At 44.3% G+C, this 25,081-nt stretch carries 26 protein-coding genes and 1 riboswitch; of the genes, 11 read left to right on the top strand and 15 right to left on the bottom strand.

The features are described from left to right. Positions 1-4: 4 nt before the first annotated feature. Complete coding sequence (locus ABHN01_RS02560) at positions 5-1,216, bottom strand: metallophosphoesterase family protein (RefSeq protein ID WP_429874253.1); 1,212 nt, start codon at positions 1,214-1,216, stop codon at positions 5-7. A 194-nt stretch (positions 1,217-1,410) separates the two neighbouring features. On the opposite strand from ABHN01_RS02560, the gene ABHN01_RS02555 reads away from it, so the two are divergent. Then, complete coding sequence (locus tag ABHN01_RS02555; RefSeq protein ID WP_429874252.1) at positions 1,411-1,596, top strand: YhzD family protein; 186 nt, start codon at positions 1,411-1,413, stop codon at positions 1,594-1,596. 93 nt (positions 1,597-1,689) lie between these two features. Then, entirely contained in the window at positions 1,690-2,124 is a 435-nt protein-coding gene (locus tag ABHN01_RS02550; protein WP_290401857.1) for a GNAT family N-acetyltransferase, read from the top strand. A 140-nt stretch (positions 2,125-2,264) separates the two neighbouring features. Here the strand turns inward: ABHN01_RS02550 and ABHN01_RS02545 are convergent, their stop codons facing one another. The 3 genes from ABHN01_RS02545 to ABHN01_RS02535 form a co-directional block, all read right to left on the bottom strand. Continuing rightward, positions 2,265-3,749 carry an aldehyde dehydrogenase family protein gene (locus tag ABHN01_RS02545; protein WP_429874251.1) on the bottom strand — a complete coding sequence of 495 codons (1,485 nt, stop codon included), beginning with the start codon at positions 3,747-3,749 and terminating at the stop codon, positions 2,265-2,267. Between the two features lie 160 nt (positions 3,750-3,909). Beyond that, the gene (locus ABHN01_RS02540) at positions 3,910-4,755 is read right to left on the bottom strand and encodes a Cof-type HAD-IIB family hydrolase (protein ID WP_429874250.1); all 846 of its coding nucleotides are present in this window, start codon (positions 4,753-4,755) and stop codon (positions 3,910-3,912) included. Positions 4,756-5,134: 379 nt separating this feature from the next. After that, positions 5,135-5,497, bottom strand: a complete 363-nt coding sequence (locus ABHN01_RS02535) for a YlbF family regulator (protein WP_429874249.1) — start codon at positions 5,495-5,497, stop codon at positions 5,135-5,137. A 180-nt stretch (positions 5,498-5,677) separates the two neighbouring features. Between ABHN01_RS02535 and ABHN01_RS02530 the strand changes: the two genes are divergently transcribed. From ABHN01_RS02530 to ABHN01_RS02510, 5 genes are all read left to right on the top strand, one after another. Then, entirely contained in the window at positions 5,678-7,036 is a 1,359-nt protein-coding gene (locus tag ABHN01_RS02530) for a YheC/YheD family protein (protein WP_429874248.1), read from the top strand. 79 nt (positions 7,037-7,115) lie between these two features. Continuing rightward, the gene (locus ABHN01_RS02525) at positions 7,116-7,997 is read left to right on the top strand and encodes a PucR family transcriptional regulator (protein WP_429874247.1); all 882 of its coding nucleotides are present in this window, start codon (positions 7,116-7,118) and stop codon (positions 7,995-7,997) included. Positions 7,998-8,181: 184 nt separating this feature from the next. Further along, positions 8,182-9,279: an ABC transporter ATP-binding protein gene (locus ABHN01_RS02520; RefSeq protein WP_429874246.1), complete on the top strand. Its 1,098-nt coding sequence runs from the start codon at positions 8,182-8,184 to the stop codon at positions 9,277-9,279. A 217-nt stretch (positions 9,280-9,496) separates the two neighbouring features. Beyond that, positions 9,497-10,249: a transporter substrate-binding domain-containing protein gene (locus ABHN01_RS02515; RefSeq protein ID WP_429874245.1), complete on the top strand. Its 753-nt coding sequence runs from the start codon at positions 9,497-9,499 to the stop codon at positions 10,247-10,249. Then, the gene (locus ABHN01_RS02510; RefSeq protein ID WP_429874244.1) at positions 10,242-10,895 is read left to right on the top strand and encodes an amino acid ABC transporter permease; all 654 of its coding nucleotides are present in this window, start codon (positions 10,242-10,244) and stop codon (positions 10,893-10,895) included. The genes ABHN01_RS02515 and ABHN01_RS02510 overlap by 8 nt, the downstream gene beginning before the upstream one ends. Positions 10,896-10,947: 52 nt before the next feature. Here the strand turns inward: ABHN01_RS02510 and ABHN01_RS02505 are convergent, their stop codons facing one another. After that, positions 10,948-11,211, bottom strand: coding sequence for a hypothetical protein (locus ABHN01_RS02505; RefSeq protein WP_290401865.1), 264 nt, complete (start codon positions 11,209-11,211; stop codon positions 10,948-10,950). A 74-nt stretch (positions 11,212-11,285) separates the two neighbouring features. Then, positions 11,286-11,492, bottom strand: coding sequence for a small, acid-soluble spore protein, alpha/beta type (locus tag ABHN01_RS02500; RefSeq protein ID WP_429874243.1), 207 nt, complete (start codon positions 11,490-11,492; stop codon positions 11,286-11,288). Positions 11,493-11,693: 201 nt separating this feature from the next. On the opposite strand from ABHN01_RS02500, the gene ABHN01_RS02495 reads away from it, so the two are divergent. Together ABHN01_RS02495 and ABHN01_RS02490 are read left to right on the top strand one after the other, a co-directional pair. After that, positions 11,694-13,421, top strand: a complete 1,728-nt coding sequence (locus ABHN01_RS02495) for a GDYXXLXY domain-containing protein (protein WP_429874242.1) — start codon at positions 11,694-11,696, stop codon at positions 13,419-13,421. A gap of 89 nt (positions 13,422-13,510) precedes the next feature. Then, positions 13,511-13,846, top strand: coding sequence for a hypothetical protein (locus ABHN01_RS02490; protein WP_429874241.1), 336 nt, complete (start codon positions 13,511-13,513; stop codon positions 13,844-13,846). A 27-nt stretch (positions 13,847-13,873) separates the two neighbouring features. Here the strand turns inward: ABHN01_RS02490 and ABHN01_RS02485 are convergent, their stop codons facing one another. Together ABHN01_RS02485 and ABHN01_RS02480 are read right to left on the bottom strand one after the other, a co-directional pair. Further along, the gene (locus ABHN01_RS02485; RefSeq protein ID WP_429874240.1) at positions 13,874-14,227 is read right to left on the bottom strand and encodes a methyl-accepting chemotaxis protein; all 354 of its coding nucleotides are present in this window, start codon (positions 14,225-14,227) and stop codon (positions 13,874-13,876) included. A gap of 19 nt (positions 14,228-14,246) precedes the next feature. Beyond that, positions 14,247-15,191, bottom strand: a complete 945-nt coding sequence (locus ABHN01_RS02480; protein ID WP_429874239.1) for a protoglobin domain-containing protein — start codon at positions 15,189-15,191, stop codon at positions 14,247-14,249. Positions 15,192-15,361: 170 nt separating this feature from the next. Between ABHN01_RS02480 and ABHN01_RS02475 the strand changes: the two genes are divergently transcribed. After that, positions 15,362-15,532 (top strand): hypothetical protein, encoded by a 171-nt coding sequence (locus tag ABHN01_RS02475; protein ID WP_429874238.1) that lies wholly within the window; start codon positions 15,362-15,364, stop codon positions 15,530-15,532. A 42-nt stretch (positions 15,533-15,574) separates the two neighbouring features. Here the strand turns inward: ABHN01_RS02475 and ABHN01_RS02470 are convergent, their stop codons facing one another. The 7 genes from ABHN01_RS02470 to ABHN01_RS02440 all read right to left on the bottom strand — a co-directional run bounded on the left by ABHN01_RS02470 (position 15,575) and on the right by ABHN01_RS02440 (position 23,932). After that, a complete protein-coding gene (locus ABHN01_RS02470; RefSeq protein ID WP_429874237.1) occupies positions 15,575-17,596 on the bottom strand; it encodes an ABC transporter ATP-binding protein in 2,022 nt (673 codons plus the stop codon). 3 nt (positions 17,597-17,599) lie between these two features. Continuing rightward, the gene (locus ABHN01_RS02465; protein WP_429874236.1) at positions 17,600-19,354 is read right to left on the bottom strand and encodes an ABC transporter ATP-binding protein; all 1,755 of its coding nucleotides are present in this window, start codon (positions 19,352-19,354) and stop codon (positions 17,600-17,602) included. Positions 19,355-19,906: 552 nt separating this feature from the next. After that, complete coding sequence (ribH, locus tag ABHN01_RS02460) at positions 19,907-20,377, bottom strand: 6,7-dimethyl-8-ribityllumazine synthase (RefSeq protein ID WP_290401876.1); 471 nt, start codon at positions 20,375-20,377, stop codon at positions 19,907-19,909. Positions 20,378-20,397: 20 nt separating this feature from the next. Beyond that, a complete protein-coding gene (locus ABHN01_RS02455) occupies positions 20,398-21,591 on the bottom strand; it encodes a bifunctional 3,4-dihydroxy-2-butanone-4-phosphate synthase/GTP cyclohydrolase II (protein ID WP_429874235.1) in 1,194 nt (397 codons plus the stop codon). An 18-nt stretch (positions 21,592-21,609) separates the two neighbouring features. Next, a complete protein-coding gene (gene ribE, locus ABHN01_RS02450) occupies positions 21,610-22,260 on the bottom strand; it encodes a riboflavin synthase (RefSeq protein WP_429874234.1) in 651 nt (216 codons plus the stop codon). Between the two features lie 217 nt (positions 22,261-22,477). Next, positions 22,478-22,624: riboswitch (FMN riboswitch) on the bottom strand. 79 nt (positions 22,625-22,703) lie between these two features. Then, the gene (gene nfsA, locus ABHN01_RS02445; RefSeq protein ID WP_429874261.1) at positions 22,704-23,450 is read right to left on the bottom strand and encodes an oxygen-insensitive NADPH nitroreductase; all 747 of its coding nucleotides are present in this window, start codon (positions 23,448-23,450) and stop codon (positions 22,704-22,706) included. Between the two features lie 161 nt (positions 23,451-23,611). After that, positions 23,612-23,932 carry a thioredoxin family protein gene (locus tag ABHN01_RS02440; protein WP_429874233.1) on the bottom strand — a complete coding sequence of 107 codons (321 nt, stop codon included), beginning with the start codon at positions 23,930-23,932 and terminating at the stop codon, positions 23,612-23,614. Positions 23,933-24,095: 163 nt separating this feature from the next. Here ABHN01_RS02440 and dapF point away from each other — a divergent pair, with 163 nt between their 5' ends. Beyond that, on the top strand, positions 24,096-25,067 hold the full coding sequence (gene dapF / locus ABHN01_RS02435; RefSeq protein ID WP_290401880.1) for a diaminopimelate epimerase: 972 nt from the start codon (positions 24,096-24,098) through the stop codon (positions 25,065-25,067). Positions 25,068-25,081: the final 14 nt, after the last annotated feature.

Below are 25,081 nucleotides of genomic sequence, written 5' to 3'. Positions count from 1 at the left end.
CCTCCTAATCTTTCAGCAAAAACCGTAAAAGAAGTGTTTCTGCCTCCTTGATGATTTCTTCAGCCTCTTCCGGTTCAAACGGCTTTAAATATCGTCTCGCCCTTTTATGCAGGAACAGCTCTCTTGCAGTATTAGGCATGTCCTCGTATGCACTGCTTTTATTCAAAAGAGCCCCCACAAATCCCCCATCGTTTACTAGCTGATCCCGGTTCCAGCTTCTCTTCATTTGATTAACAAGAGCGAATGGATATACAAAAGAGGAAACCTCCTCTTCACTGTCCTGAAGAGCCTCCATCAGATCCTCCAGCAGCCGTTCATCGGTCATCTCCTGAAATAATGAAGAATTACCCTCAATGATGAGTTTAAGAAGGACACCCTTTCCTTCTATTCTGGCATTCTCTTTCACCTCGATGCACGTTTGAATCATCTCGGACATTGCCGAGTATCCAGTAAGATCGATGAACTCTTCTTTCCAGATGATATCTTGAGTTTCATGGAAGATCCGCAGCCGGTTCTTTGTATCGATGATATAACAGCCCTTCTCTCCTGTTTCCTTTGGATTCCTCCCCTGAATGTTACCCGGATAGATTACAGGAGGATTCTGGCTGAGCTCCATTCTTTTATGAATGTGCCCCAGGGCCCAGTAATCATAGCCTTTATTCAAGAGCTCCACCACTTTAAACGGAGCGTAGGGTTCATGATCACTATGTCCTTCTGCATTCCCGTGAAGAATGCCAATATGATAAGCCTCATCTTTTTTTTCCGGAAATAAAGGAACACGGTTCTCCGGTACAGAACGTTGTTCATAACTGAACCCGTGCAGCATGGCAGTCAATTTTCCATTCTGATAAAAAGGAACACTGCTCGGAGCCCCGCCATTAAAAATATGAACGCTTTCTGGCCATTCAATATCAATCCATGAACCTTCAAGGTGATCATGGTTCCCGTGAACCATAAAAGTCCGGATTCCGTGTTTGTCCAATCTCTCCAGTTCTTTCCGGAAATACGTCTGAGCTCGCAGGCTTCTCGAATCTCCGTCATATATATCACCTGCAATAACGACGAAGTCCACCTTCTCTTTTATTGCAAGGTTTACCGTATGGGTAAAGGAACGGAAGGTGCTGTTTTGAATACGTTCAAATATCGGTTTGGGCAGATATTTCAATCCTTTGAAAGGGCTGTCCAAATGAAGGTCAGCACAATGCAAAAACTTCAACACCCATCTCTCCTTTTTATTACACATTCTATCCTTTATTTTACCATATATACGAAAGCACGTTCTCGTATTTGGGAAAATACCCATAATTGTCGCAGCTGTTTCGATAATTGAAGGAAAGCATAAAAAAAAGCAGGAAATTTGGCGAATAACAAGAAATATAATTTAAGAATCTTGAAGGGAGTTTTCACACCATGAACAAGTATTTTCTTACGGTATATGATAAGTCCGGCGAAAAATTACTAGACGAAACCATACAGGCCAAAGACGATCACGAAGCGAAAGCACTTGGTGAAGAACGATTAAAGGAGAAAGAGTTCAGCGAGCGCACACATCGCCTTACTACTCCAGCTGGTGCTCTGCTTCTTTTTCACCGATGATCACTGTTTCTGGCCGATCTGACAGTATGTAAACAGACATCTCTGTATGTCCATTTCCTAATTTTCCTATCTTACAAAAAAAGAGGTGCGAAAATGAGTGAAATTTTCATTCGGAGGGGGACGATTGAGGATAGCCTGTCTCTCTCTTATTTAATGGGCGATCTCGGCTATCCTACCACTGAGGAAGAAATGCGTGACCGATTAACGTATATTCTTCAGGATCCATCCTACATTTGCTTTGTCGCTTGCTATAATGAGGCTGTCATTGGAATGATCGGTCTTGTAAAGGGCTATTATTTTGAGAAGAACGGGACGTATCTGAGGATTATTGCCCTTGTCGTAAGTGAGGAATATCAAGGGAATGGCTTTGGCAAAGCATTAGTACGCCATGCTGAAGAATGGGCTGAGGAACAAGGATGTACATCAATCGTCCTGCACAGCGGAAAACACCGTACCGATACCCACGAATTCTACCGTAACCTTGACTATGATGATACCGGACTCCGCTTTATAAAAGTCATGATTTAAAGATAAGAGAAGCGCCTGGCTTACATCAGACAAGCATCGGAACCAGGCATTTCATCTCTGCATAAAAAAGCCCGGCTGCTGGATCTGACAGCCGGGCTTTTCGTTTCCGTTCAGTTATTGACCCCTTAATCATATTGCTTTTATTTTAAGTTCACCCACACACTTTTTACTTCAGTGTAGTTATTTAATGCATAAGAGCCCATCTCACGGCCCATACCTGACTGCTTGTATCCGCCGAACGGAGAAGCTGCATCAAATGCATTGTAGCAGTTAATCCAGACTGTTCCAGCTTTTAAGTGATTGGATACATAGTGAGCTGTTTTTAGATTTTCAGTCCACAATCCTGCAGCCAGGCCATAATCAGAACGATTCGCACGCTCGATGACTTCATCGAGGTCTTCAAATGGCATTGCCGCCACAACCGGTCCGAAGATTTCTTCTTTAGCAATCGTCATCTTATCATCTACATCCGCAAAAATAGTAGGTTCTACAAAGTAACCTTGCTCAAACGGTTTTGTTCCTCCCGTTAACAGCTCAGCTCCCTCTTCCTGCCCTTTGGAAATGTAGCTCATAACACGGTTCTGCTGCTCTTCTGATACGAGCGGCCCCATCGTTGTGTCCTGATCGAGTCCAGGACCCTGCTTAATGTTTTTCGCATGGGAAACCATGTCAGCAACGACATTATCAAATGCCTTCTTCTGAATGAAAAGACGGGATCCAGCGCAGCATACTTGTCCTTGATTGAACATGATGCCGCCGAGAGCACCAGGAATCGCACGCGTCATGTCTGCATCCGGAAGAATGATATTCGGTGATTTTCCGCCAAGCTCAAGCGTTACACGCTTAAGTGAATCTGCTGCATTTCTCATGATATACTTTCCGACTTCAGTTGAACCCGTAAAGGCAATCTTGTTTACATCCGGATGATCAACAAGCGCCGCACCTGTTTCCCCCGCACCCGTTACGACGTTCAGCACGCCCTCAGGGAAACCTGCTTCGCGCGCCAATTCTGCAAGATAAAGCGCAGAAAGCGGAGTCTGCTCAGCAGGCTTCAGCACGACTGTACAGCCTGTAGCAAGTGCCGCCCCAAGCTTCCATGCAGCCATCAAAAGCGGGAAGTTCCAAGGGATAATCTGCCCAACCACACCAACAGGTTCATGGCGGGTATAGTTAAAGAAGCTTCCTGCAACCGGAATCGTTTGTCCGACGATCTTTGTCGCCCAACCGGCATAGTAGCGGAAATGTTCAATTGCCAAAGGAACATCGGCGTTCATCGTTTCGCGGATCGGTTTTCCGTTATCCAGCGTATCGAGCTGGGCAAGCTCTTCTCTGTTCTCTTCCATCAAATCCGCAAGCTTATAAATTAAGTAGCTGCGCTTTGCCGCGCTCATTTTAGACCAATATCCAGAATCAAAAGCTTTACGCGCCGCATCAACCGCTAAACCGATGTCTTCTTTTCCGCCTTCTGCTACAAGCGCTAAAACCTCTCCTGTTGAAGGATTAAGTGTTTCAAACGTTTTCCCTGATTTAGAGGGTACCCATTCACCGTTGATAAAAAGTTTCTTCGTGCCGTTTAGGAATTCTGCTACTTTTGGCTTCAAATTCAGGTTTACTGTTTTTTCCATTACAATCCTCCTCATATACTTGTTCCTTACGTAAAGATGTTTCGACAGCACTTTATGAAAACCCTTTCACAATTTGTCGGTTTTACAATTTGTAATCTAAATGAAATATTTTTTACGATCTCTCCACAATAAAAAAGCCCCAATTCGGAGCTTTTTCTCTTTAATACAATCCTACTCTCAGCTGCTTTCGGAATACTTCTTTTATCATATAAGGAACGCCGAGCTGATCGTTCGTCCTCGTAATCCAATTGGCAGCCTTCTTTACATCCTCTGGAGCATTGCCCATGGCCACGCCAAGGCCTGCCATTTCAATCATCTCCCTGTCGTTGTGGGAATCGCCGACAGCGACCATCTCCTCTGGTGCTACATCCAGCTTAAGCCCGAGCAGCCTTAATGCGTTGGCTTTCGTGACATTGGGAGCAGTGATTTCGAAGTTACACTTCGTCGATGATGTGTATTCAAAGTTTGCAAAATGGGCCTTCAAGTGCTGTTCCGCCGACCGCCGTTCTCTTTCCTCAAAGAACTGAATATCAATTTTTGACGGAGTCACCTCTTTTTCCAGTACGTGATTGCTGAGGCTCTCAGTAAACGTTACCGGATAAAACAACGGATCTCCCGCACCGAGTGTCACTTTAGCAACGAGCTGACTTTTTTGCTGAACCTGGTTTCCGACTGAAAAGCGTTCATGCACGAGACGAATATGGCAATTGTAATTTTCCAGGATGCTGACGATCCGGTATGTGTCTTCTTTTGAAAGATGGGATTCAAAATACGGTTCATCTACGCTTGAAGCAATAAACCCTCCGTTCTGGCTGATTAAGTATCCATCAAGTTTCAAGGCTTTTGCAATTTTTTTAGTAGAAGGAAAGTTCCTCCCTGAGGCAAGCGTGACATAAACCCCTTTCTTCTTCACATAATCTATCGCTTCCCTCGTTTCCCTATCCAAGCGAAAATTGCTTCTAAGTAGGGTCCCATCGATGTCAAGAATAAGCATCCGGTATACCATGGCAATCCCCCCTCTGTATCGAATAAAGACTCTCTCTGTCAAAATATATTCGAGGTTGGCAGGGGGTAGAACTGAAATGCTGAAGCAGGCTTCAAATCTCAAGATAAGCCGGTGCGGATCTCACACAGCAATAATCACTGCGGAGAAGTATTTTGGTGATGGCTCCTTTGCGTAGTTATCGGAATTTTCAAAAAATAATTAAATACGCTTCAATTCCGCTGAATTATTTTCAGTTCGGCACAATTAATCCAAGTTAGGCGCAATAATGCCGCAATTTAGCTCAATCCGCCACTTTATCCTGCAAATAATCCCCCACCGCACAAAAAAAACCGTCTCCCCGCACAATATGTGCGCCGGAGACGGTTTTATACGATCCGATTTACTGCTGCTCGTTATCGGCCATAGGCCCGTAGATCTCTTCGAGCGGCTTAGTGATGATTTTATTCAAATCAGAAATGATCAGGCTCATGCGCTGTTCAGTTGCCATAAGTTTGCTGATGATCTCGTTCTGCTGAACGGCTTGGAACATGGATTGAGCTTTTTCTACTTCCTCCTGCGTTACCTGTTCGCCTGTCATTTGTTTTTGCTGAAGGTCCATTTGCAGGTTGCGGAATTCCTCAAACATTTTTTGCGCTTCTGCATCCGCGTTAACTTCTGCATAGCATTTTTTTAACGTTTGGAAGTCCTCGCTGTCACGAAGCGCTTTTTCAAGGCTGTAAGCCAAATCATAAATATTAGACATGATTGTAATCCTCCTCAAAACTCTGAATGCTCTATCACTATAACAGACCTTACACGCACATCACAATGAATCCTAATTGTTAAACACGATTTTCATCGGCCTTTCATAGTATACGATATCGGCTTATGCCTAATCCATCGGGAATGCGGTGCAAATCGCTTCTCACAGGGAGGGAATGAAATGCAGCAAGCAGTTCTGCCGATTTGCAAAAGCATGAGTTACGGAAACATCGTTTATGTTCCGGAGTACCTGTTTAAAGAGGCGGTGGGACCTGTATCGATGATCTTTGGTTCGAATAGTGCCGTTTGCCACGCCGTTCCTCATCACAAAAATGAGCTTCTTTTAACACAGGACCTTTGGGAGGAACTCTCCATTCCATTTGAGGCAAAAATCCATGTACATATCTTTGGCTCTCGCTTCCTGATCGGGCCGCTTGTCGCCATTTTCACATCAGGAGTGGGACTCTTTCCTTCCCGCCCTGTCGGAGAGCGATCTTCCTTTTTCAGCAAACTGCTGACAGCCGGCCGCCAAGTCGGAGCATACTATTTTGTTTTTGGACCTGGCCAAATCCACCAGGAAAATCGAATGATCAATGGGTTTTTTTACTCGGATAAGGGATGGTCCCAGCACCTTGTCCCCCTTCCCTCTGTCATCTACAACCAAATTCCAAACCGGCGGACAGAGAAAAGCTTGAAATTCAAAAAAACTGTTCATCTACTTGAGGCCCAATGGAAGATTCCCTTCTTTAACCCTTCTTTTTTCAGCAAATGGGAGATCTTTCGGTTTCTGAAAAAAGAGAGTGCTGTGAGGAATTACCTTCCCTATACAGCAGTGAACCCGGGTGTTCAGCTGATCGAAAACATGTTAACCGCGTATCCTTCTGTATTCTTCAAACCGGTCGGCGGCAGCCATGGCCGTGGAATTCTGTCCGTGCGAAAAGAGCCCTCAGGCGGTTACAGCTGTAGATTCCGCGAAGACAACCACCCCAGAATTGAGCAGCATTCGAGCTTGATCTCACTTCTGAAAACACGCAAGCTCTTTGGGCGTCTTCAAAATACACTCGTACAGCAAGGGATCGATTTGATCGCCTATGACCAGCGCCCGGTTGACTTCAGAGTGCATACCAATAAAAACATGGAAGGAAATTGGGTGGTCAGTGCCATAGCCGCTAAAATTGCCGGAAAACAAGCGCTCACCACACATCTTGCGTACGGCGGTGATGTAATGCGGCCCAAAGATGTATTGATGCGCACCGGACTTCCAGCGAATGGCTTATCAAAACTGCAGCTCGCTGCATTACAGCTCAGCGAAGCCATTGACAAGAATACAGCGGGCATCATCGGAGAGATCGGCTTTGACCTCGGTCTGGACTCGGAAGGAAACGTTTGGCTCATTGAAGCCAATTCCCGGCCGGGGAGAAGTATTTTCTCACATTCTATATTCAGGGCAGAAGACCGTGCGACAAGAATGCTTCCTTTGCAGTATGCTGTCCATCTCACCCATCAGTCTTTAGTTTCCGGCAGTGTGAATGCCCATTGATTGCTCCTCTTCTTCATTTTTGTTAAATCGTGTTCTCCACTGGTATACTAACGGTAGATTAAATAAAGGGGTTTTCAGTATGCTAACCAAACTTCAAGCTTACTACGGAGAACATCTCACAATCTCAACGGACCGTCCGCAACATTATTATTGGTTTGTTGACCAGGATGGGAAAAGATTCGGGATCGCCAAATCTCGAGTGTCTTCTGATGAACTGAGTTTATTAAACTCACTTTTCACTCAGGGTTCGGCTGAATCCCCACTTTCGCCTCGGCAGCTATTTTGGAAAAACGTTCTTTCGGGTGAACACCCTGAGACAGAGACCGAGAGCAGCTTCAGATTTATTCATTTCTTTTTAAAAAACCCCCTTTCGGACCAAGAAGCATTTATGGAAGCCGTCTCTGGCATTTTTCCTTCAGAAGTGACGGTATTGTTCATTACATCTCAATACGGGGTATTGATTGAACCGAAACCAGATGAACGCGAAGAACTGCCCTACGACCAAGTCAAACCTGTTCTGACCGGTGATTTTTATACGGACCTGGATTTGTTCCTTGGCATGTGGATTCGGGATTATAAGGAGGCGCCCGATCAATATCATCTTGAAAGGGAACTGTTTTCTTCTGTCCGGCCATTTCTTCCGGCTCAAGAGGTATACAGCCGGGAAGATCTAGTGCCTTATCTGCTGCTGACCCAATTGGGCAAGTCCGCTCTTTACTTTATTTCTCAGTTGATCCCTGAAGAACTGTATGGCGACAGAGACCTGATCCAAAGTATCAAAGTTTATTTGGAATGCAACATGAACCTGTCGATGGCGGCAAAAAAACTCTATATTCACCGCAACAGCCTTCAATACCGGGTCGATAAATTTATAGAAAAAACAGGGATTGACGTTAAACAGTTCAAACCCGCCATGGCGGTTTATCAAGCACTGATCAGCAGAGAAGGGACGAGCAGGTAGTGTTTTATGCCTAGCATAAATAATGTAGTTTTTTAGGCAGAGCCTAAAAAACTTATTGTGCACTATGCACAAAAATAGCGCTTTCATTTCGGACAAGCCTCCAATGTACGAAAGCCCTTTCATTCGTTAAAATGAAGTCAAACAGCAAATGCTTTTCTTTTGCGAACTAAAGGAGGCAGTAACAATGGCAGAAATCAAACTTCAAAATATTGTGAAACGGTATGACAATAAAGTAACGGCAGTACATGATTTTAACCTTGATATTAAAGATAAGGAATTTATCGTATTCGTAGGGCCATCTGGCTGCGGTAAATCAACGACTCTTCGTATGATCGCTGGACTTGAAGATATTTCTGAAGGAGAGCTTGTGATCGGCGACCGTGTTGTCAATGATGTGGCTCCTAAAGACCGTGACATCGCGATGGTTTTCCAGAACTATGCCCTTTATCCGCACATGAACGTATATGACAACATGGCGTTCGGATTAAAGCTTCGTAAATTCAGCAAAGAAGAAATTGATCGGCGTGTTAAAGATGCTGCGCGCATTCTTGGACTTGAGCAATACCTTGACCGTAAACCTAAAGCCCTTTCAGGCGGTCAGCGCCAAAGGGTTGCACTTGGACGTGCCATTGTCCGTGACGCTCAAGTATTCTTGATGGATGAGCCGTTATCCAACCTTGATGCGAAGCTTCGTGTACAGATGCGTGCTGAAATTTCGAAGCTGCATCAGCGCCTTCAAACTACGACGATCTATGTAACGCATGACCAAACAGAAGCGATGACAATGGCGACTCGAATCGTCGTAATGAAAGATGGTCATATCCAGCAAGTTGGATCACCGAAAGAAGTATACGACACTCCTGAAAATGTGTTTGTCGGCGGATTTATCGGTAGCCCGGCGATGAACTTCCTGCAAGGAAAAGTGGAAGATGGATTCTTCGTGGTCAACGATATCCGCGTATCCATTCCTGGCGGCAAAATGAAAACTCTGAAAGACAGAGGTTACCTCAATAAGGAAGTAACCCTTGGGATTCGTCCGGAAGACATCCATGATGAGCCAGTGTTTCTTGAGTCTTCAACAAACACAAAGATTACTGCACGAATTGATGTAGCAGAGCTAATGGGCGCTGAAACTTTCCTTTACTCTACAATCGCTGGCCAAGATTTCATCGCACGTGTTGATTCACGTACAGATGTTCAAAACGGACAAAACATCGACCTGGCGTTTGATATGAACAAAGCACATTTCTTTGATAACGATACGGAAGAGCGCATTCGCTAAGCTTCCAATTTAATACCAGAAGAACCTCTTTCTCCATTGAGAGAGGTTTTTTCGGTTTTTCTGATTTTCATGTGAAAATCCCACTGAATTAGGGAATAATGTTTAATCATTGACAACATTTAGTTTACTGATTAAAATGACTAAAGAATTCAGATGAGTTTTATCGGTTTAAACTAAAAAAACAATCCAAAATTGGATTTATAACGGAGGTACTTACATGAAAAAGCTGTGGGCATTACTCATGGTTTCTGTCATGCTTGCGGGTGCGCTGACCGCATGCGGCAACAATGGGAAAAAGAAAGAACTTACGATTGGTACGGAAGCTACATACCCTCCATTCTCTTATCGCGACAAAAAGACGAATGAAGTTACAGGCTATGATGTTGAGGTTGCGAAGGAAGTGGCAAAACGTCTCGATATGAAGGCTAAAGTCGTACCGACAGAATGGAAGAACATGTTCAGTTCTCTAGGTAAGCGTTTTGACATGGTAGCGAATCAGGTAACCATCACTCCAGAGCGCAAAGAACAATTTGCTTTCTCCACACCTTACACCGTGTCTGGCGGAAAAGTCATCGTGAATAAAAACAATAATGAGATCAAAGGCATTGAAGACCTCAAAGGAAAAGTCGTAGGAACAACCCAAGGAAGCAACTATGCAAATGAAGCTGAAAAAGCAGGTGCAAAAGTAAAATACTATAAAGGTATAGCTCAAGTTTTGACAGACCTTGATGTTAACCGTGTAGATGCGGCCTTAAATGACGAACTATTTATCTTAACCCAGCTTAAAAATACAAAGTACAATGTGAAAGCTGTAGGAGAGCCTTTCTCTGAAAATAAGATGGCGTTTGCCTTCAAGAAAAACGATAAAGATTTAGCGAAGAAGGTAGACAAAGCTCTTGCCGACATGAAGAAAGACGGCACTCTTTCCAAACTTTCCAAAAAATACTTTGGAGCAGATGTAAGTGAGTAGTTCGCTCCAGTACATGGTGGACTCCCTCCCGTTTTTACTGGAGGGAGCCAAAATCACCGTTATCCTTAGCCTTGGTTCTATTGTTGGATCGCTTATTTTCGGGCTGATTATTGCCCTTTGCCGGATGTCGAGCAACAGAGTGCTCGTCCGATTTGCAAAGATCTATATCTCTTTTTTTCGAGGAACACCTCTCCTTATTCAATTATTGATTTTATATAATGGTTTTACATTTGCAATTACACCTGAAGGATGGCAAGCTGCTCTCGTAGGCTTGATCCTGCATTTCAGTGCCTACATTGCAGAATCTTACCGCGGGGCCATCCAATCCATTCCAAACGGGCAATGGGAGGCTGCTTATTCCCTCGGTATGAATTATTTCCAAACGTTCAGGGAAGTTATTTTTCCGCAAGCATGGCGGATTGCGATCCCATCCATTTGGAATTCATTGATTGATGTTGCGAAATCATCTTCTTTGGCCTCGGTTATTACTGTTCCAGAGCTTACTTCCATTGCCGACCAGCGCAGTGCATCTAGTTTAATCGTCTTGCCTGTCCTGCTGGAAGCCGCACTTATCTATTGGGGTATATCGACTCTTCTTGAATGGGGACGCGAACGTCTGGAACGGCGATTGCGCCTGGTAAAATAAAAAATCACCGCTCTTTTTAAGAGGACGGTGATTTTTTTTGCTCACTGCGAATTTATTGCAGTTCTTCCGGGTTCCATTCAGAGATGAACATAATCATTTCATGCCGGCAGATCCTGCAATAATACATATGAGGACACTGGCCATCTTTAAAGTCTGCCGGATAGCCGTTTTCAAGCTTCAAACCGTCTGAATCGACGTAAGGGCTGTAATCATCAAAGTAATCGCTCAGCTTCCCTAAATCTTCACTCAAATTCCCGCATTCCGGACAGCGGAAGGCAACAGTATGTAATTGATTGCAAACCGGGCACATGCTCATTCAGCCTTCCCCTTTTCCTTTTCATCATCAAAAGGGTGGATCGCTCCACCCTAATAACAGCCATGAGTATAGAGTTATCTAGCTGATCCACTCATTTGTTGTTGAGCCATTGCGACAAGACGTTTGGTGATTTCACCACCAACAGATCCGTTAGCGCGTGATGTCGTATCAGCACCTAATTGTACACCGAATTCAGAAGCGATTTCATACTTCAATTGACCAAGAGCTTGTTGAGCACCAGGTACTAATAGCTCGTTTCGTCCACTGTTGTTGTTTGCCATTGATGTCACCTCCTCTTGTAACATATTGTGCATCATTTAAAAGAGGTTATGCGCTCAATTTTTTCCCATATATGTGGCGGAAATTACTGCATTCGCTCCCTGCGGTAAACATATCTTTACACTGAGGGCTGAATATTTGAAGGCGCTCTGTTTACAGTTGAGAGTAAACAACAATCATATTAAATGAAATGGGGTGGAACATTGAATGATAAATGGTTAGTTAAGGAAGGAAAGGAATGGGTCAAGGAAGGAATCATTACAGAAGAACAATACAACAAAATCCTTTCAAAATATCCAGACAGCCATTCAAAACGGGGAACCGGACTTCTGCCGGTCTTTGCAAGCATTCTGATCGGCCTTGGAATTTTGTCCTTTATTGCGTCCAACTGGGATGGCATATCTCCTCCCTTCCGTTTAGTACTCTTGATCGCGGTTCTAATCGCATTCTATGCAGTGGGACACAACAGGCTGGAAAGAGGAAATCCAGCCTTGGGAAGAGGTTTAATAACCCTTGGGATCGTTTCTTTTGGTGCAGGGATTATCCTCATCGGCCAAACGTTTCATTTCGTATCCTATGATGCACGGACATTTGTTATTTGGTCCATTCCCGCATTGCTCTATCTGTATTTATTGCGGGGCAAGCTCTTGTTTTTTGTTTCATTTGCGCTCCTGACAGGCGGCCAGCTCTATGCCTTATCGGAATTCTCAAGCTACAGCTACATGATCCTTATATTGTTTGCGATTGGCCTCGGCTGCTTCGTTTACACATCAAAGGAAAAACTGCTCATTTGGTTTTTTGCTGGAGGACTCGTGCTGCACCTTTTCTTTTATGCCTTAACCCTAGAGGATCACTGGGTCTGGCTCGTTGTGATATTGGTTGGCCTCTATGCAGCAGCAGAAGGCTTAAAGGAAAATCTTGCTTCGCCGCTCCGCTTCTTTACAGCTGCAGCTGCCTTTATTACCAGCTTGATCCTCTATTTTACCTTAACCAATACTTCCAGTTCATTAGACTATCCGGATCCAGTATGGTTTGGCATCATTTTTGTATTATTGTTTGCAGCTGCGTTTTTTATCAAAATGAAAAGTGGAACACTGACTTCCTTTTTGAAAATGGGTGTACTGCTGGTTCCCTGGTTCTATCTTTCTCCCTTTATCGGAGAATTCTCCGCAGGAATCATTTACTTGATCGCGTCATTCCTGTTTTCCGGGTTTGTCTTGTCTGAAGGATATCAGAAAGAAGAGCGTTCACTGATCAAATGGGGCATCGTCCTGTTTCTGTTGGTTACGGTTATCGCATACATCAACCTGGCTTGGTCATTTATGCCAAAATCTCTGTTCTTCCTGATTGGGGGTATTCTTCTTTTAGCTCTTTACTTCTTTTTGCAAAAAAAGAAAAGGAATGTTTTGAGGAAGGCGGTGATTCTGATGAAGAAAAATAAATTGAGGGTGTGGCTCATTGTATTCCAGGTGCTCGTTCTCACGGGAATCGCAGCCAGTTATTACGCGGCAGATTATTATGGCAAAGAAATCGTATTAGAAACAAAACCAGTTGATCCGCCAGATGTATTCTACGGCGATTATATGACGTTGAATTACGATATTAATGACGTGTCATCTTCGCTTTGGAGGGGCAAGCCCATTAAGGATCCAACGTCAGTTTATGCTGTGCTGTCTCCAGAAGGAGGCTCTTATCAGGTAACCAAACTCACCGAAGACCGTCCGGATGTCAGCGGGGAGCAGGTCTATTTAAAAGCAAAAGCGTCACCTCCCATGGAAGGTATTCTTCACCTCGAATACGGGCTGGAGCGGTATTATGTAAAAGATAACACCGGGAGTGATCTGGAAAAACCGCAGGCTGAATATAAAGTAACTGTTAAGGTTGCATCCTGGGGCAAGGGAGTTATTCAAAAAGTTGAGCTTTTACATTGATTCTTGGTCACCCCGTCTCTTTACAGCTCCCTATATCACAAGGTTTATTCTTGGGGTTTAAGGGTACATTTATAAAGAGGTGACCATTTATGAGCGAAGTGAAAATTATCGACGTTAAAGATCATATAAATAACTGGGCTGGACATCAGATCTCCATCCGTAAAGAAGAGAACGGGGACCATGATCAAATCAACATTCAGCTGGAAAAAGCAACGTTTGAACAAAGGGATGCTGTCGATGACTATCTTGCCGATCATGTCATGTTCATGCATGGGAAAGCTTACAGTACAGAGGACGGTGAGTCGACAGAACTTCCATCGGTTCTTTATGAAATTCCCCTTGATGGAATCAGCGGAATCAATATCGACGGCAGTATCATTTCATTTACAACCAACCGGGGGCAATATGCCATCATAAAATCATAAAAAAGAACCCTTGAGGGTTCTTTTTTATTAGAGCTCGTACGTGCTCTCAGAAAGGTTTTCTGCTGAATGAGCAATTTGTGCGACGGCATGCTCCATCTCTTTAATGATCTTTGCGATATCCTGTATTTTTCCGCCAACACTGTTGCTCTGCTTTCTGCTTTCTTCCGAGTTGGAGAGGATATCATTGAAAAATTCGTTCATTTCTTCCACTTCTGATGTATTTTCGTTGATCCAGCCGTTGATTTGCCCTGAAGAAGCGGCTATCAAATCCATTCGTCCATTGGTGTTGGAAATGTATTCAGCCACTCCACCTACAGAATCTTTGGTTTGCTCTGCAAGTTTTCTGACTTCACCTGCTACTACGGCAAAACCCTTACCCATTTCCCCTGCTCTAGCGGCTTCAATAGCCGCCATTCAGTGCAAGCAGGTTCGTTTGTTCGGCGATCCCTTTTACAAGTTCAACAATTTCAATAATATGTCCTGAGTCCTCTTTTAACAGGAGGATCTCTTTTGAGATTTCATTCATTTTTTGCTTGATCTGCTGAACAGAAGATAAATGAAGCTCAATTTTTTCCTTGCCTTTTTTTGATTTTTCAGATACGAGAGCGGCATACTCCACACTGCTTTGAGCATGTTCGACAACATCTCCGGATTGAACAGCCAGCTGTTCAATCGCGGCACTCGCTTCTTGTGCAATCGCTGCTAATTCATCCGATGAAGAATTGACCGTTTGTTTCACCGAAGCTTTTTGCTCTTCAATTTTGATTCTTGCCTTCTCTTCTTCCACTGAAAACGCCTCAAGCACAAGCTGCTGTTCAAGGTTCAGCATCTTAGTGATCGCTGCAGTTGCACGATAAAAGTCCTTCTTTTCCTCCAAGTGCTCGTCCAGAATGGACAGCAGAGAAAGCTGCAGATCCTGAAATGCGGAGATGTACCACTTGGGCTCGAGCCCGATTCTAAAATGGATGTGAGCAATCAGCTTCCGTTGTTCAACAAATGCCCGATTTATCTTACCGTTAAACATCTCACGAATATGGCGCTCCAGGGTCGTTCTCAGCCGTTCCACTGAACTGTTCCTCTCTATGATCTCAGACAGCTGCGGGACATGGGCAATCGTGCTGTAGAACCCTGTGACTACTTCTTCGATATGGTTCGCGACAAATGGCTGTACCGCGCGCAGAACCGCAAGATCTTCCGTGGTCATTGAAATCATTTTTAACTGTTTGTCTAAACTCGATCCCGGGTCTCTTTCCATCACCACATGCTTCATTTCATTTATTACATGTTCCTGGAGAGGTGATTTTATTTCTTCTTTTCTAAAATAACCAATCACTTTTGTTTTCATGTTGTTTTCTCCCAACCCATCTTGGAATACATCATCCCAGTGTTACATACATTGAATTACATTTATCCACATGTTTAATATCGGTTGGTCATGCGCAGGGTTTAATATGTTCAAAAAAGGGGTAATTCTCCGCGAACTGGATTTTCTTAACATTAAATAGGAGGGTATTCATGCATCCTGATTGGAAAAAGAAAATCGTGATTACAGGTATGGCAGCTATTTTAAACGTCGGAGGGACAGGGGGCGCAACGGCGGAAAACAAAAGTTCTGGACACGGAAATGATGCAAGCGGAAAATTAAATTCGGGCGGCGCTGAAAAGGAACCAAAGGCATGGCAATAGATCAGATCAATAAAAGGGAGCCAGCTGGCTCCCTTTTTAATGCTATACGGCTTTACTCGCTTTCTTTCCTTGCTGAATTTGATACATTTGATAATAACGGCCTCCGGCTTCCATCAATGAAGAATGATCCCCTTGTTCCACAATTCTTCCACGATCCAGAACAAGAATCTGGTCGGCATTTTTAATGGTGGACAGCCTGTGGGCAATGATAAAAGTGGTTCTTCCCCTTTTCAGCACATCCAGCGCCTCCTGAATAATAGCCTCTGTTTCTGTATCGATGCTGGCGGTTGCTTCATCGAGAATTAAGATCGCTGGATTGAACGCCAGTGCCCTGGCAAACGAAAGGAGCTGTCTTTGGCCGGAAGAAAGAGTGCTTCCTTTTTCAATAACCGGTTCATCCAAGCCATTTGGAAGGTTTTGTACAAACGGCATGGCTCCAACATCGTTGATGGCCTTTTCTACCATTTCTCTTGTAATATCCGGATCATCCAGACTAATATTGGAGGCGATGGTTCCCGTAAACAGGAAAGGATCCTGAAGGACAATGCCCATATGCTCCCTTAGCACCTGTTTTGGCATTTTCATAATGTCCTTGCCATCGATAAGGATTTTCCCCTGCTTAATATCATAGAACCGGAACAAAAGGTTCATAATAGAGCTTTTTCCAGAACCCGTATGACCGACCAGCGCCACGGTTTCGCCCTGCCTCGCTTCAAAGGTAATATCATTTAAGACATTCTCACCCTCTTTATAAGCGAATGAAACTCCATTGAATGATACATTTCCTTTATAACGCTCATTCTCTTCGACCTTCACATCCATACCTGGTTCATCCAGCAATACAAACACACGCTCTGCCGATACGAGCGCCTGCTCCAGCTGGGCAAGCTGGTTAACCATACCGGTGATGGGCTGGAACAGCCGGTTCAAGTAATCCACAAAAGCATACAGGACACCGACTGAAATCAGGGCATCCGCCTTAAGTGAGGCCCATCCGAAGTACCAGATCAAGGCGACAAACGCTAAATTCCGAAGGACACTCACCAGGTTATGAGAAGTGAGGCTATTTAAGCTCAATAACTTATTTTGAAAAGAGAAGTATTTTTCATTCATCTCTTCAAATTCTTTAGTCGTTTCTTTTTGCCGTTTAAATGCTTGAATAATAGGCATCCCCTGGATGGATTCGTTGACCATCCCATTGATGTCGCTCAACGTCGAACGGATAATATGATTGTACTTAGAAGCGAGTTTTCGATAGAGTCTGATCCAAACAACCAGAATCGGTACGAGTATCATCGTCATCAGGGCGAGACGCGTATCCAGAATGAACAGCGCGGTAAAGATTCCCGCCATATAAATAATGCCTGTGAAGAAATTAGAAAGCACATTGACGAATAGTTCTTTGATTGCTTCTGTATCATTCGTCACCCGTGATACGATCTTTCCTGCTGGCTGATTATCAAAATAAGTAATCGGCACCCTTTGGATCTGTGAGAATACATCCTGACGCAGCTTCTTGATGACGAGGTTCGAGGAGCTCTGCAGCACGTACCTTTGTCCGTACTGAAATAATCCAGCTAACAATAAAAGAACAAAATAGATGCCCGTCAGCTTAAACAGCCCTCTGATCTCCGGCTGATAGAATTGATATAGTTCACTGTTCTTCAGCAGTACGGCTGGATATTCATGTGTTATCCCGTTGGAAGTAACGGTGATTTCCCTATCCTTGTAGCGTTTATTCCCTTCTAAACTGGCAGACTGACCGATAAAATAATACTTCCTGCCAACCTGTGTGATTCTGACCTGTTTTCCTTTGGTTTCCCCCGCCCGAAAACGGTCTTGCCGTTTGTAATGGTTTCCCTTGAAAGAAACCGTATCTTTGGATTGAGCAGCTGCTTTATACCATGGTTTTTCAATGCCTAAAATGTGAACATCGATCATTCGCTTGGCGATGAACGGTCCGGTCAACTCTGCGGAAACGGCTAATGCCAGCAGCAGGAGCCCGATAATAAAACTTTTTTTATAAATCAGTGCATAACGAAACAATCTCTTACCTGCGTTCAAAACTTACACCGCCTTTTCATCGAGGCTTTCTTCGACTTTTTGCCGTTCATACTGTTCACCATACCAGCCGCCTGATGAAATGAGCTGTGCATGGGTGCCTTCTTCAATGATTCTTCCTTCATCCATAACGATAATCCAGTCCGCGTGTTCCACTGCAGATAACCGGTGCGTCGTAATCAAGGTGGTCTTCCCTGCCCGTTCCCTTCGAATGTTCGCGATAATGGCTGCTTCCGTCTTGGCATCCACAGCGGATAGTGCATCATCAAGCATGAGGATTTCAGGATTTATAAATAATGCTCTGGCGATGGACACACGCTGCTTCTGACCGCCCGATAATGCCACTCCTTTTTCCCCGACAAGTGTGTTCAACCCTTCGGGCAAGTACTTTACATCACGGTCAAAGGCGGCCATCCGAAGAACGTGTTTCAATTCATCCTCTGTTCCGCTGCTTTTTCCGAACATGATGTTTTCTCTTACCGTCTTGGAGAAAAGAGTAGCATCCTGCGGCACATAGCCAATCCAGCCCTGAATATGTTCAATCGCCAGATGATGGAGGTCAATGCCAGAGATCTGGATTTCACCATCACCTAAAGGGTACTCCCTTAACAGCTGCTTCAGGAACGTCGTTTTTCCGCTTCCCGTCCTGCCTACGATTCCCAGCGTCTGGCCTTTTTTGACACGTACGTTTACAGAATTGAGATTATCAACCTCTGAAGATGGATAACGGAAGGTCACATCGTGAAATGCAATTTCCCCAGATTCTTTTAACTGAATTAGATCATCTTCATCCTTCACATCCGGTTCGTAAGCAAGAGTCTCGTTCACCCTGTCGAGTGAAGCATTTCCCCGCTGCATGATGTTGATCAATTCCCCGACTGCGAACATCGGCCAGATAAGCATCCCAAGATACACGTTAAAAGAAACGAGCTGCCCTAACGTGATGCTGTTATGAAATACGAGGTATGCTCCGTAACCCAGCCCGATCAAATAGCTGATCCCGACAAGAACTTTGATGGTAGGTTCAAACAGGGCATCGATTTTTGCAACGGAAATATTTTTATCGTACACGTCTTCAGTCAGGTTATTGAAGCGCTCGATGTCTTCACGTTCTTTAACGTAAGCGCGAATAACCCTGACTCCTGAAATACTTTCAAGGACCTGGTCGTTCATATCACCGAATGCATCCTGCGCTTTCATAAATCGCTCATGAACTTTTTTCCCGTAGCGGTTCATGGCAATGGCCATCAGAGGAAGCGGCAATACAGCTGCCAGCGTCAATTTCCAGCTGATAAGGAGGCCCATCGTAAGAAGGATGACCAGCATGAATACGCTGGAATCAACGAGTGTTAGTATTCCAAACCCCGCCGTCATGGAGATCGCCTTAAGGTCATTCGTAGCTCTCGCCATCAAATCTCCTGTCCGGTTCTTTTCATAAAACGTTGGTGTCATCTTCAAAAGGTGGCGCATGAATTTCGAACGAAGGATCCGCTCAACAACAAATGCACCTCCAAACAATTGATACATCATGAAATACGTCAGAATATACGTCACTGTCAGCAGTCCTGAATAAAATGAAATGGTGTGTACAAGCGATTCCTTTGTCAGTTTCCCAAGATTGATTGCATCAATCGCGTTCCCTACGATCTTCGGCGGAATGACTTCCAGGATGCCAACAACAATTAATAACAGAACTGAAATGGTATATCGTTTCCAATGCTGTTTAAAAAACCAGCCTAATTTGCTTAATACCGAAAACATAATTTCTCCCCTTTCCCCTCATTTAACAGCTGACAAATGGGCTACCCCGATTCGAGATGACCTCCACAATCCAACTTGACCATAGAAAATACATACATCGTGCATTACCCCTTTATGTGAACAAATTTGTAAAACCCAATTGAAAAGAAAGCGCTGGCGCCAGACAACAAAAAAGCATACCGCCCCTGTGGCGATATGCTTGGAAAATAGAAGACACCTCACAAAGGAAGATAGTGACCGGTGCCTGTAGATAACAAAAAAATCAATGACTAACGTTGTTTCATGTCTGGATGGCCGGCCGCGGTATGAAATTGTAAACAGCGATATGACGTACATCATAGACTTTCACTGACTTTTTCATGACACAACCATCCTTTCTAAAAATTGGTATTGGTTTCGACTTTGCTAATATTAACACTATTCCAATTATAGTGTCAATAAGAAAAAATCCGTATAACGCAGATTTTTGCGTGTTATACGGATTTGTTTCTTCATATTTTCTTTATCCGCATAACACTGATTTTTTCACGGATTATGCGGATTTGTTTTTTCTTAAAAATCAAACTGACGGTTAAGGTTAGCCATTTCAATCGCGGCAGCAGCAGCTTCCCAGCCTTTGTTTCCGGCTTTTGTGCCTGCACGCTCAATCGCCTGCTCGATGGAATCGGTCGTTAGGACACCAAAAATAACAGGCACGCCCGATTGAAGAGAAGCAGCGGAAACTCCTTTTGCGGCTTCGTTGCAGACATAGTCAAAATGCGGTGTTGACCCCCGAATGACGGTTCCAAGCGTGATGACAGCATCATACTTGCCCGCATCTGCCATCTTCTTTGCGATCAAAGGGATTTCAAAGGCTCCCGGCACCCATGCGATGTCTACGTTTTCTTCCTCTACACCGTGGCGCTTCAATGCATCCTGCGCACCGCTCAACAGTTTTCCGGTTATAAACTCATTAAATCGCCCTACTACAATTCCGACCTTTAATCCTGATCCAACTAAATTTCCCTCAAATATTTTTGCCATTTCCCTAATTCCTCCTGTGTTTAAAACTGCAGCAAGTGCCCTAGTTTCGTTTGTTTTGTTTTTAAATACTTTTCATTGTCTTTGTTGGATGGCATCTGAATGGCTACGCGTTCAACCACTTCCAGATCATAGCCCTTCAATCCAGTAATCTTGCGCGGATTGTTCGTCAGCAAACGCATCTTCTTAATCCCAAGCTCCTTGAGGATTTGTGCTCCGATCCCATAGTTCCTAAGATCGGGTGCGAAACCAAGCTTTTTGTTGGCTTCTACCGTATCATAGCCTTCTTCCTGCAGTTTGTAGGCCTTCATTTTATTTAATAGCCCAATGCCTCTGCCCTCCTGCCTCATGTAGAGCAGAACCCCTGCATCCGCCTCTTGAATCTGATGAAGGGCAGCATGCAGCTGTGGTCCGCAGTCGCAGCGGCGGGAGCCAAAAACATCTCCGGTCAGACACTCCGAATGAACTCTGACAAGAACCGGCTGGCTGGGATCAATCGTCCCTTTGACGAGCGCTACATGTTCCTTGTCATCGATCAGATTAGTAAAACCGATGGCTCTAAACTCTCCATACTCGGTCGGAAGCTTAATTTCAACTTCCTTGTTCACCAATTTTTCTTTACGGTTTCTGTATTGAATCAAATCCTTAATGGTAATAAACTTCAGATCATGCTCCTGAGCAATCGCCTGAAGCTCCGGAACTCTGGCCATGCTTCCATCTTCATTCATGATTTCGCAGATCATCCCTGCAGGTTTTGCACCTGCGAGAACGGCAAGATCCACGGCGGCTTCTGTATGGCCCGCCCGCTGAAGAACTCCGCCTTTTTTAGCAATCAGCGGAAAGATGTGGCCTGGGCGCTTAAAGTCAGCACCCTTCGCTTCATCGTCCACCAACTTCTGAATGGTGACGGCTCGTTCAAGGGCGGAGATACCGGTCGTCGTGCTTTTGTGGTCAATGCTGATTGTAAAGGCTGTTCCATGAGGGTCTGTGTTATGGCTTACCATTGGAGAGAGCTCCAGCTTAGCAGCAATCTGCTCATCAATAGGTGCACAAATCAGCCCTCTTCCATGTCTGGCCATAAAGTTTACCGTTTCAGGTGTGACGTTCTCTGCAATGGCTACAAAGTCACCTTCATTCTCTCTGTCCTCATCATCTACCACGATCACTGGTTTACCCAGTATTAAATCCTGTATGGCCTCTTCTATGCTGTGAAACATATAAAACCCTCCTTTGCCCTAGAATCCGTGCTCAGTTAAATAGTCTATCGTAATCGCTGATTTATGATTTGCCGTTTCCGTTTTCCCGGCTAAAAACTTTTCTACATATTTTCCAAGCATGTCACACTCGATGTTCACCGAATCTCCCTTTCCTTTGGCGCCAAGTACTGTATGGGAAACGGTATGCGGAATGAGGGAGATCGTAAACGTGTCTTCTGTCAGCCCAAAGATCGTGAGGCTCGTTCCATCCACAGCAACTGACCCCTTTAGCAAAAGGTATTTCGCAAGATGCTCCGGCACTTTTATGTCGTAGTAAATCGCATTTTTTTCGGGCCGTTTCTGGACGATCTCTCCGGTTCCATCAATATGGCCACTGACAAAATGCCCCCCGAACCGGCCTCCGGACGCCATGGCCCGCTCCAGGTTCACCTTTGCATGCACTGATAACCCTTTGAGTCCCGTGCTTCTGTATGTTTCCGGCATGACGTCCACAGTGAAGCTCTTTTCAGAAAAGGCGGTGACCGTGAGACATACTCCATTTACAGAAATACTGTCTCCAAGCTGTACATCCTTAAGAACTGCTGATGCGGAAATCGTAAGAATGATGGTTTCATTGCCTTTTTTTATACTTTCAATGGTTCCTAATTCTTCAATAATTCCTGTAAACATTCATTCACCTCCTGTGAACTGTATCGTTGTTTGATTATGTTAATAAGGAATGAGCTGAACTTGATTGAGCGGCAGAAACAAAAAACCCCCCGGAAGTCAAAATTCTTCCGGGGGTTCCTATTTATTGCTTTCTGAAAAAACTCATAGCATCAATAGTCAGTAATATCGAAATAAGCCTTTCAGCGGTTGTTTTTAGACAATGCCAAATAAGCGTTCTTCATTCCTTCTCCCATCCAGACTATACTGTCGGCTCTGGAATTTCACCAGATCCACCGTCTATGCTTCTGCATAGACGGGTCACGGACTAAGAGGACACCGCCTCATCACCGCCGGTTGGGAATTTCACCCGACCCCGAAGGAAACTTATTCAATTGTTCTGGTTGATTCAAGTATAACGTTCTTTAATTCTTAATTCAAATAACTTATTTTGAGGACCAGGATCCTTACTGTTTGTCGAGGCCTTTTGATTCAATAAAATCTTTCATATACGCCCGCTTTGGCTGTTCCATTACCCTGGACATTTGAGAAGCCCAGCCTTCATTCCGTTTCCCTCCTGTGCGCTCCCTATAATACTCTGCGGTTTTCATCTCGAATTCTTTTAAGACTGGCATTGCTTTCTCGTCATCCAGGTATTGATTTTTATGGAAGACTGCTTCTTGGGGAAGACGAGGCTTTAGGCCAGGTGACGCGTCCGGATAGCCGACAGCCATGCCGAATAGCGGCACTACATGGTCAGGACAGCGGAGCAGGTCGGAAACTTCAGGAAGATTGTTTCTGATGCCTCCGATATAAACGATGCCCAAGCCTAGTGATTCCGCTGCTACTGCAAGGTTTTGGGAAGCGAGGGCCACATCGATCATCCCCACCATAAAGCCTTCCTTGGACTGAATGGTAGCATCAACGTTTCCGCCTGTCATCTCTGCCATGAGCTGATGGCGGTGATAATCCAGACAAAAGACGAAAAAGTAGCCATTTTGAGCTACATAACTTTGATTGCCCGCCAGTTCAGCGAGTTTATCCTTAAGACTTTGTTCTTCTACTCCAATGATGGAATACACCTGCTGATAGCTTGAAGTGGAAGCAGCTTGCGCACATTGGACGAGGGTCTCAATGACTTCTTCCGGAATCGGCTCCTCTTTAAACCGGCGAATCGACCGGTGGGACAGAATATTTTTGATCGTTTCGTTCAAATTCTCCACAATCCCTTCCTGATGAATAGTACTTATTTATGTTTCCTAATCTATCACAAGATTACTCGAAACCGTTAGCACAGCGGCTTAATCAAAAAACCGGAGCCATACGACGCAAGAAAAAGCCGCCTCAAACTTGCGAGGCGGCTTCACTTTGTTTTTTATACAGGAAGACTTTCCAGGTAAGCGCGTACGTCTTCTGGTGTCTTTGCGTTCGCACTGTGAAGATGGGCAAGTTTTTCTCCGTTTTTAAACAAAAGCAGGCTTGGGATCCCCATCACTTCATACTTTTCCGCAAGTTCTGGGAACTTATCCCGGTCAATCTCATACCAGGCTTTATCATTGTGCTCCTCCATAATATCACCGATGAACACTTCAAGCCTGCGACAATCAGGACACCATCCCGCCGTAAAAATCATAATAGTATCTTTATCGGATGAAATAACATTCTCAAATTCATCTAAAGTTTGAATCTCTTTCATTTTATTCCCTCCCTTTTTTAGCTTACACTATTATATATACCACGCTGAATCCTAAGCATGAAGCGTAATGCTCTATAATTTCTATTATTTGATGCTCACATTTTTTTATGTTTCTTGTTATGATACTTATAAGAAATTCAGCGGAACGAAAGGACGAAGAATCTTGAAAATCGACGTGCTAAAAACACATGGGTCCTATAATGACTTTATTTTAATCGATGAATATAGCAACGATTATGGACTGGATGATGAAAAGCGTACCATATTGACGAAAGCTCTTTGCGAACGCAGCAGTTCAATTGGGGCGGATGGAATTTTGTTTATCCAAAAAAGCGGGAAAGCGGATGCTAAGTACCGGATTTTTAATTCGGATGGCACCGAGCCGGAAATGTGCGGCAACGGGCTCCGCTGTGCTGGAAGATACATTACCGAATTGCTCGGAAGAGACCACGCGATCGTTGAGACGTTAAAAGCCAATCTAGATGTGCAGAAAACTGAAAATATTTTCGGCGATATTCAAACCTTTGAAGTACTGATCGGACCTGTCTCATTTGATGTTCAAACGCTGCCGCTCATTCATGATCAGAAGACCCTGGAAAATACGGTAATACCTGAACTATCTACAGAACTCGCCTTCACCGCCGTAAGTATGCCGAACCCGCATATCATTACCCTTGTTGATGAGATTCAAGAAGAACAAGTAGCTGAGATCGGCAAACGGGCGAATGAACTAAAAAGTGTGTTTCCTAAAGGCGTCAATGTAAGCTTTGTCAAAGATTTGGGTGATTCGAAAATTTTTGTACAGACGTATGAACGCGGTGTCGGAATCACAAACTCCTGCGGCACGGCCATGTCCGCTGCCAGCCTGATTACGTGCCGCCTTGGCATCAATCATCCTGAAAAAGAAGTAACGGTTTTAAACAACGGAGGCATGGTGCGCTGTAAAGTGAATGAGCTGAAGGACAACGGGGGCTATTCTGTCATGCTCAAAGGAAACGCGACCTACGTGTTCTCTGGAACGGTTGAGTTCGATTTCAGTTCTCCTGAAGCATTCATCTTTGAACAGGAAGAAGAATTTACTCATGAAGAAGCAAGCTACCGCAAACTTGAAGCCTATGCAAAAAGTTCAGTTTAGACGAAAGACAGTGG

Source organism: Fictibacillus sp. NRS-1165 (assembly GCF_050468105.1).
In the GTDB taxonomy this organism is placed as follows: Bacteria; Bacillota; Bacilli; order Bacillales; family Fictibacillaceae; genus Fictibacillus_C; species Fictibacillus_C terrinigri.
The sequence above is the reverse complement of the archived record's forward strand: the minus strand, read 5'-3'. Positions and strand labels throughout refer to the sequence as shown.

What these genes read in the sequence shown, in the direction of transcription:
- ABHN01_RS02555 (WP_429874252.1), top strand. Translation starts at nt 1,411, where the DNA reads ATGAACAAGTATTTTCTTACGGTATATGATAAGTCCGGCGAAAAATTA.
- ABHN01_RS02550 (WP_290401857.1), top strand. Translation starts at nt 1,690, where the DNA reads ATGAGTGAAATTTTCATTCGGAGGGGGACGATTGAGGATAGCCTGTCT.
- ABHN01_RS02545 (WP_429874251.1), bottom strand. Translation starts at nt 3,749, where the DNA reads ATGGAAAAAACAGTAAACCTGAATTTGAAGCCAAAAGTAGCAGAATTC.
- ABHN01_RS02540 (WP_429874250.1), bottom strand. Translation starts at nt 4,755, where the DNA reads ATGGTATACCGGATGCTTATTCTTGACATCGATGGGACCCTACTTAGA.
- ABHN01_RS02535 (WP_429874249.1), bottom strand. Translation starts at nt 5,497, where the DNA reads ATGTCTAATATTTATGATTTGGCTTACAGCCTTGAAAAAGCGCTTCGT.
- ABHN01_RS02530 (WP_429874248.1), top strand. Translation starts at nt 5,678, where the DNA reads ATGCAGCAAGCAGTTCTGCCGATTTGCAAAAGCATGAGTTACGGAAAC.
- ABHN01_RS02525 (WP_429874247.1), top strand. Translation starts at nt 7,116, where the DNA reads ATGCTAACCAAACTTCAAGCTTACTACGGAGAACATCTCACAATCTCA.
- ABHN01_RS02520 (WP_429874246.1), top strand. Translation starts at nt 8,182, where the DNA reads ATGGCAGAAATCAAACTTCAAAATATTGTGAAACGGTATGACAATAAA.
- ABHN01_RS02515 (WP_429874245.1), top strand. Translation starts at nt 9,497, where the DNA reads ATGAAAAAGCTGTGGGCATTACTCATGGTTTCTGTCATGCTTGCGGGT.
- ABHN01_RS02505 (WP_290401865.1), bottom strand. Translation starts at nt 11,211, where the DNA reads ATGAGCATGTGCCCGGTTTGCAATCAATTACATACTGTTGCCTTCCGC.
- ABHN01_RS02500 (WP_429874243.1), bottom strand. Translation starts at nt 11,492, where the DNA reads ATGGCAAACAACAACAGTGGACGAAACGAGCTATTAGTACCTGGTGCT.
- ABHN01_RS02490 (WP_429874241.1), top strand. Translation starts at nt 13,511, where the DNA reads ATGAGCGAAGTGAAAATTATCGACGTTAAAGATCATATAAATAACTGG.
- ABHN01_RS02485 (WP_429874240.1), bottom strand. Translation starts at nt 14,227, where the DNA reads ATGGGTAAGGGTTTTGCCGTAGTAGCAGGTGAAGTCAGAAAACTTGCA.
- ABHN01_RS02480 (WP_429874239.1), bottom strand. Translation starts at nt 15,191, where the DNA reads ATGAAAACAAAAGTGATTGGTTATTTTAGAAAAGAAGAAATAAAATCA.
- ABHN01_RS02475 (WP_429874238.1), top strand. Translation starts at nt 15,362, where the DNA reads ATGCATCCTGATTGGAAAAAGAAAATCGTGATTACAGGTATGGCAGCT.
- ABHN01_RS02465 (WP_429874236.1), bottom strand. Translation starts at nt 19,354, where the DNA reads ATGTTTTCGGTATTAAGCAAATTAGGCTGGTTTTTTAAACAGCATTGG.
- ribH (WP_290401876.1), bottom strand. Translation starts at nt 20,377, where the DNA reads ATGGCAAAAATATTTGAGGGAAATTTAGTTGGATCAGGATTAAAGGTC.
- ABHN01_RS02455 (WP_429874235.1), bottom strand. Translation starts at nt 21,591, where the DNA reads ATGTTTCACAGCATAGAAGAGGCCATACAGGATTTAATACTGGGTAAA.
- ribE (WP_429874234.1), bottom strand. Translation starts at nt 22,260, where the DNA reads ATGTTTACAGGAATTATTGAAGAATTAGGAACCATTGAAAGTATAAAA.
- ABHN01_RS02440 (WP_429874233.1), bottom strand. Translation starts at nt 23,932, where the DNA reads ATGAAAGAGATTCAAACTTTAGATGAATTTGAGAATGTTATTTCATCC.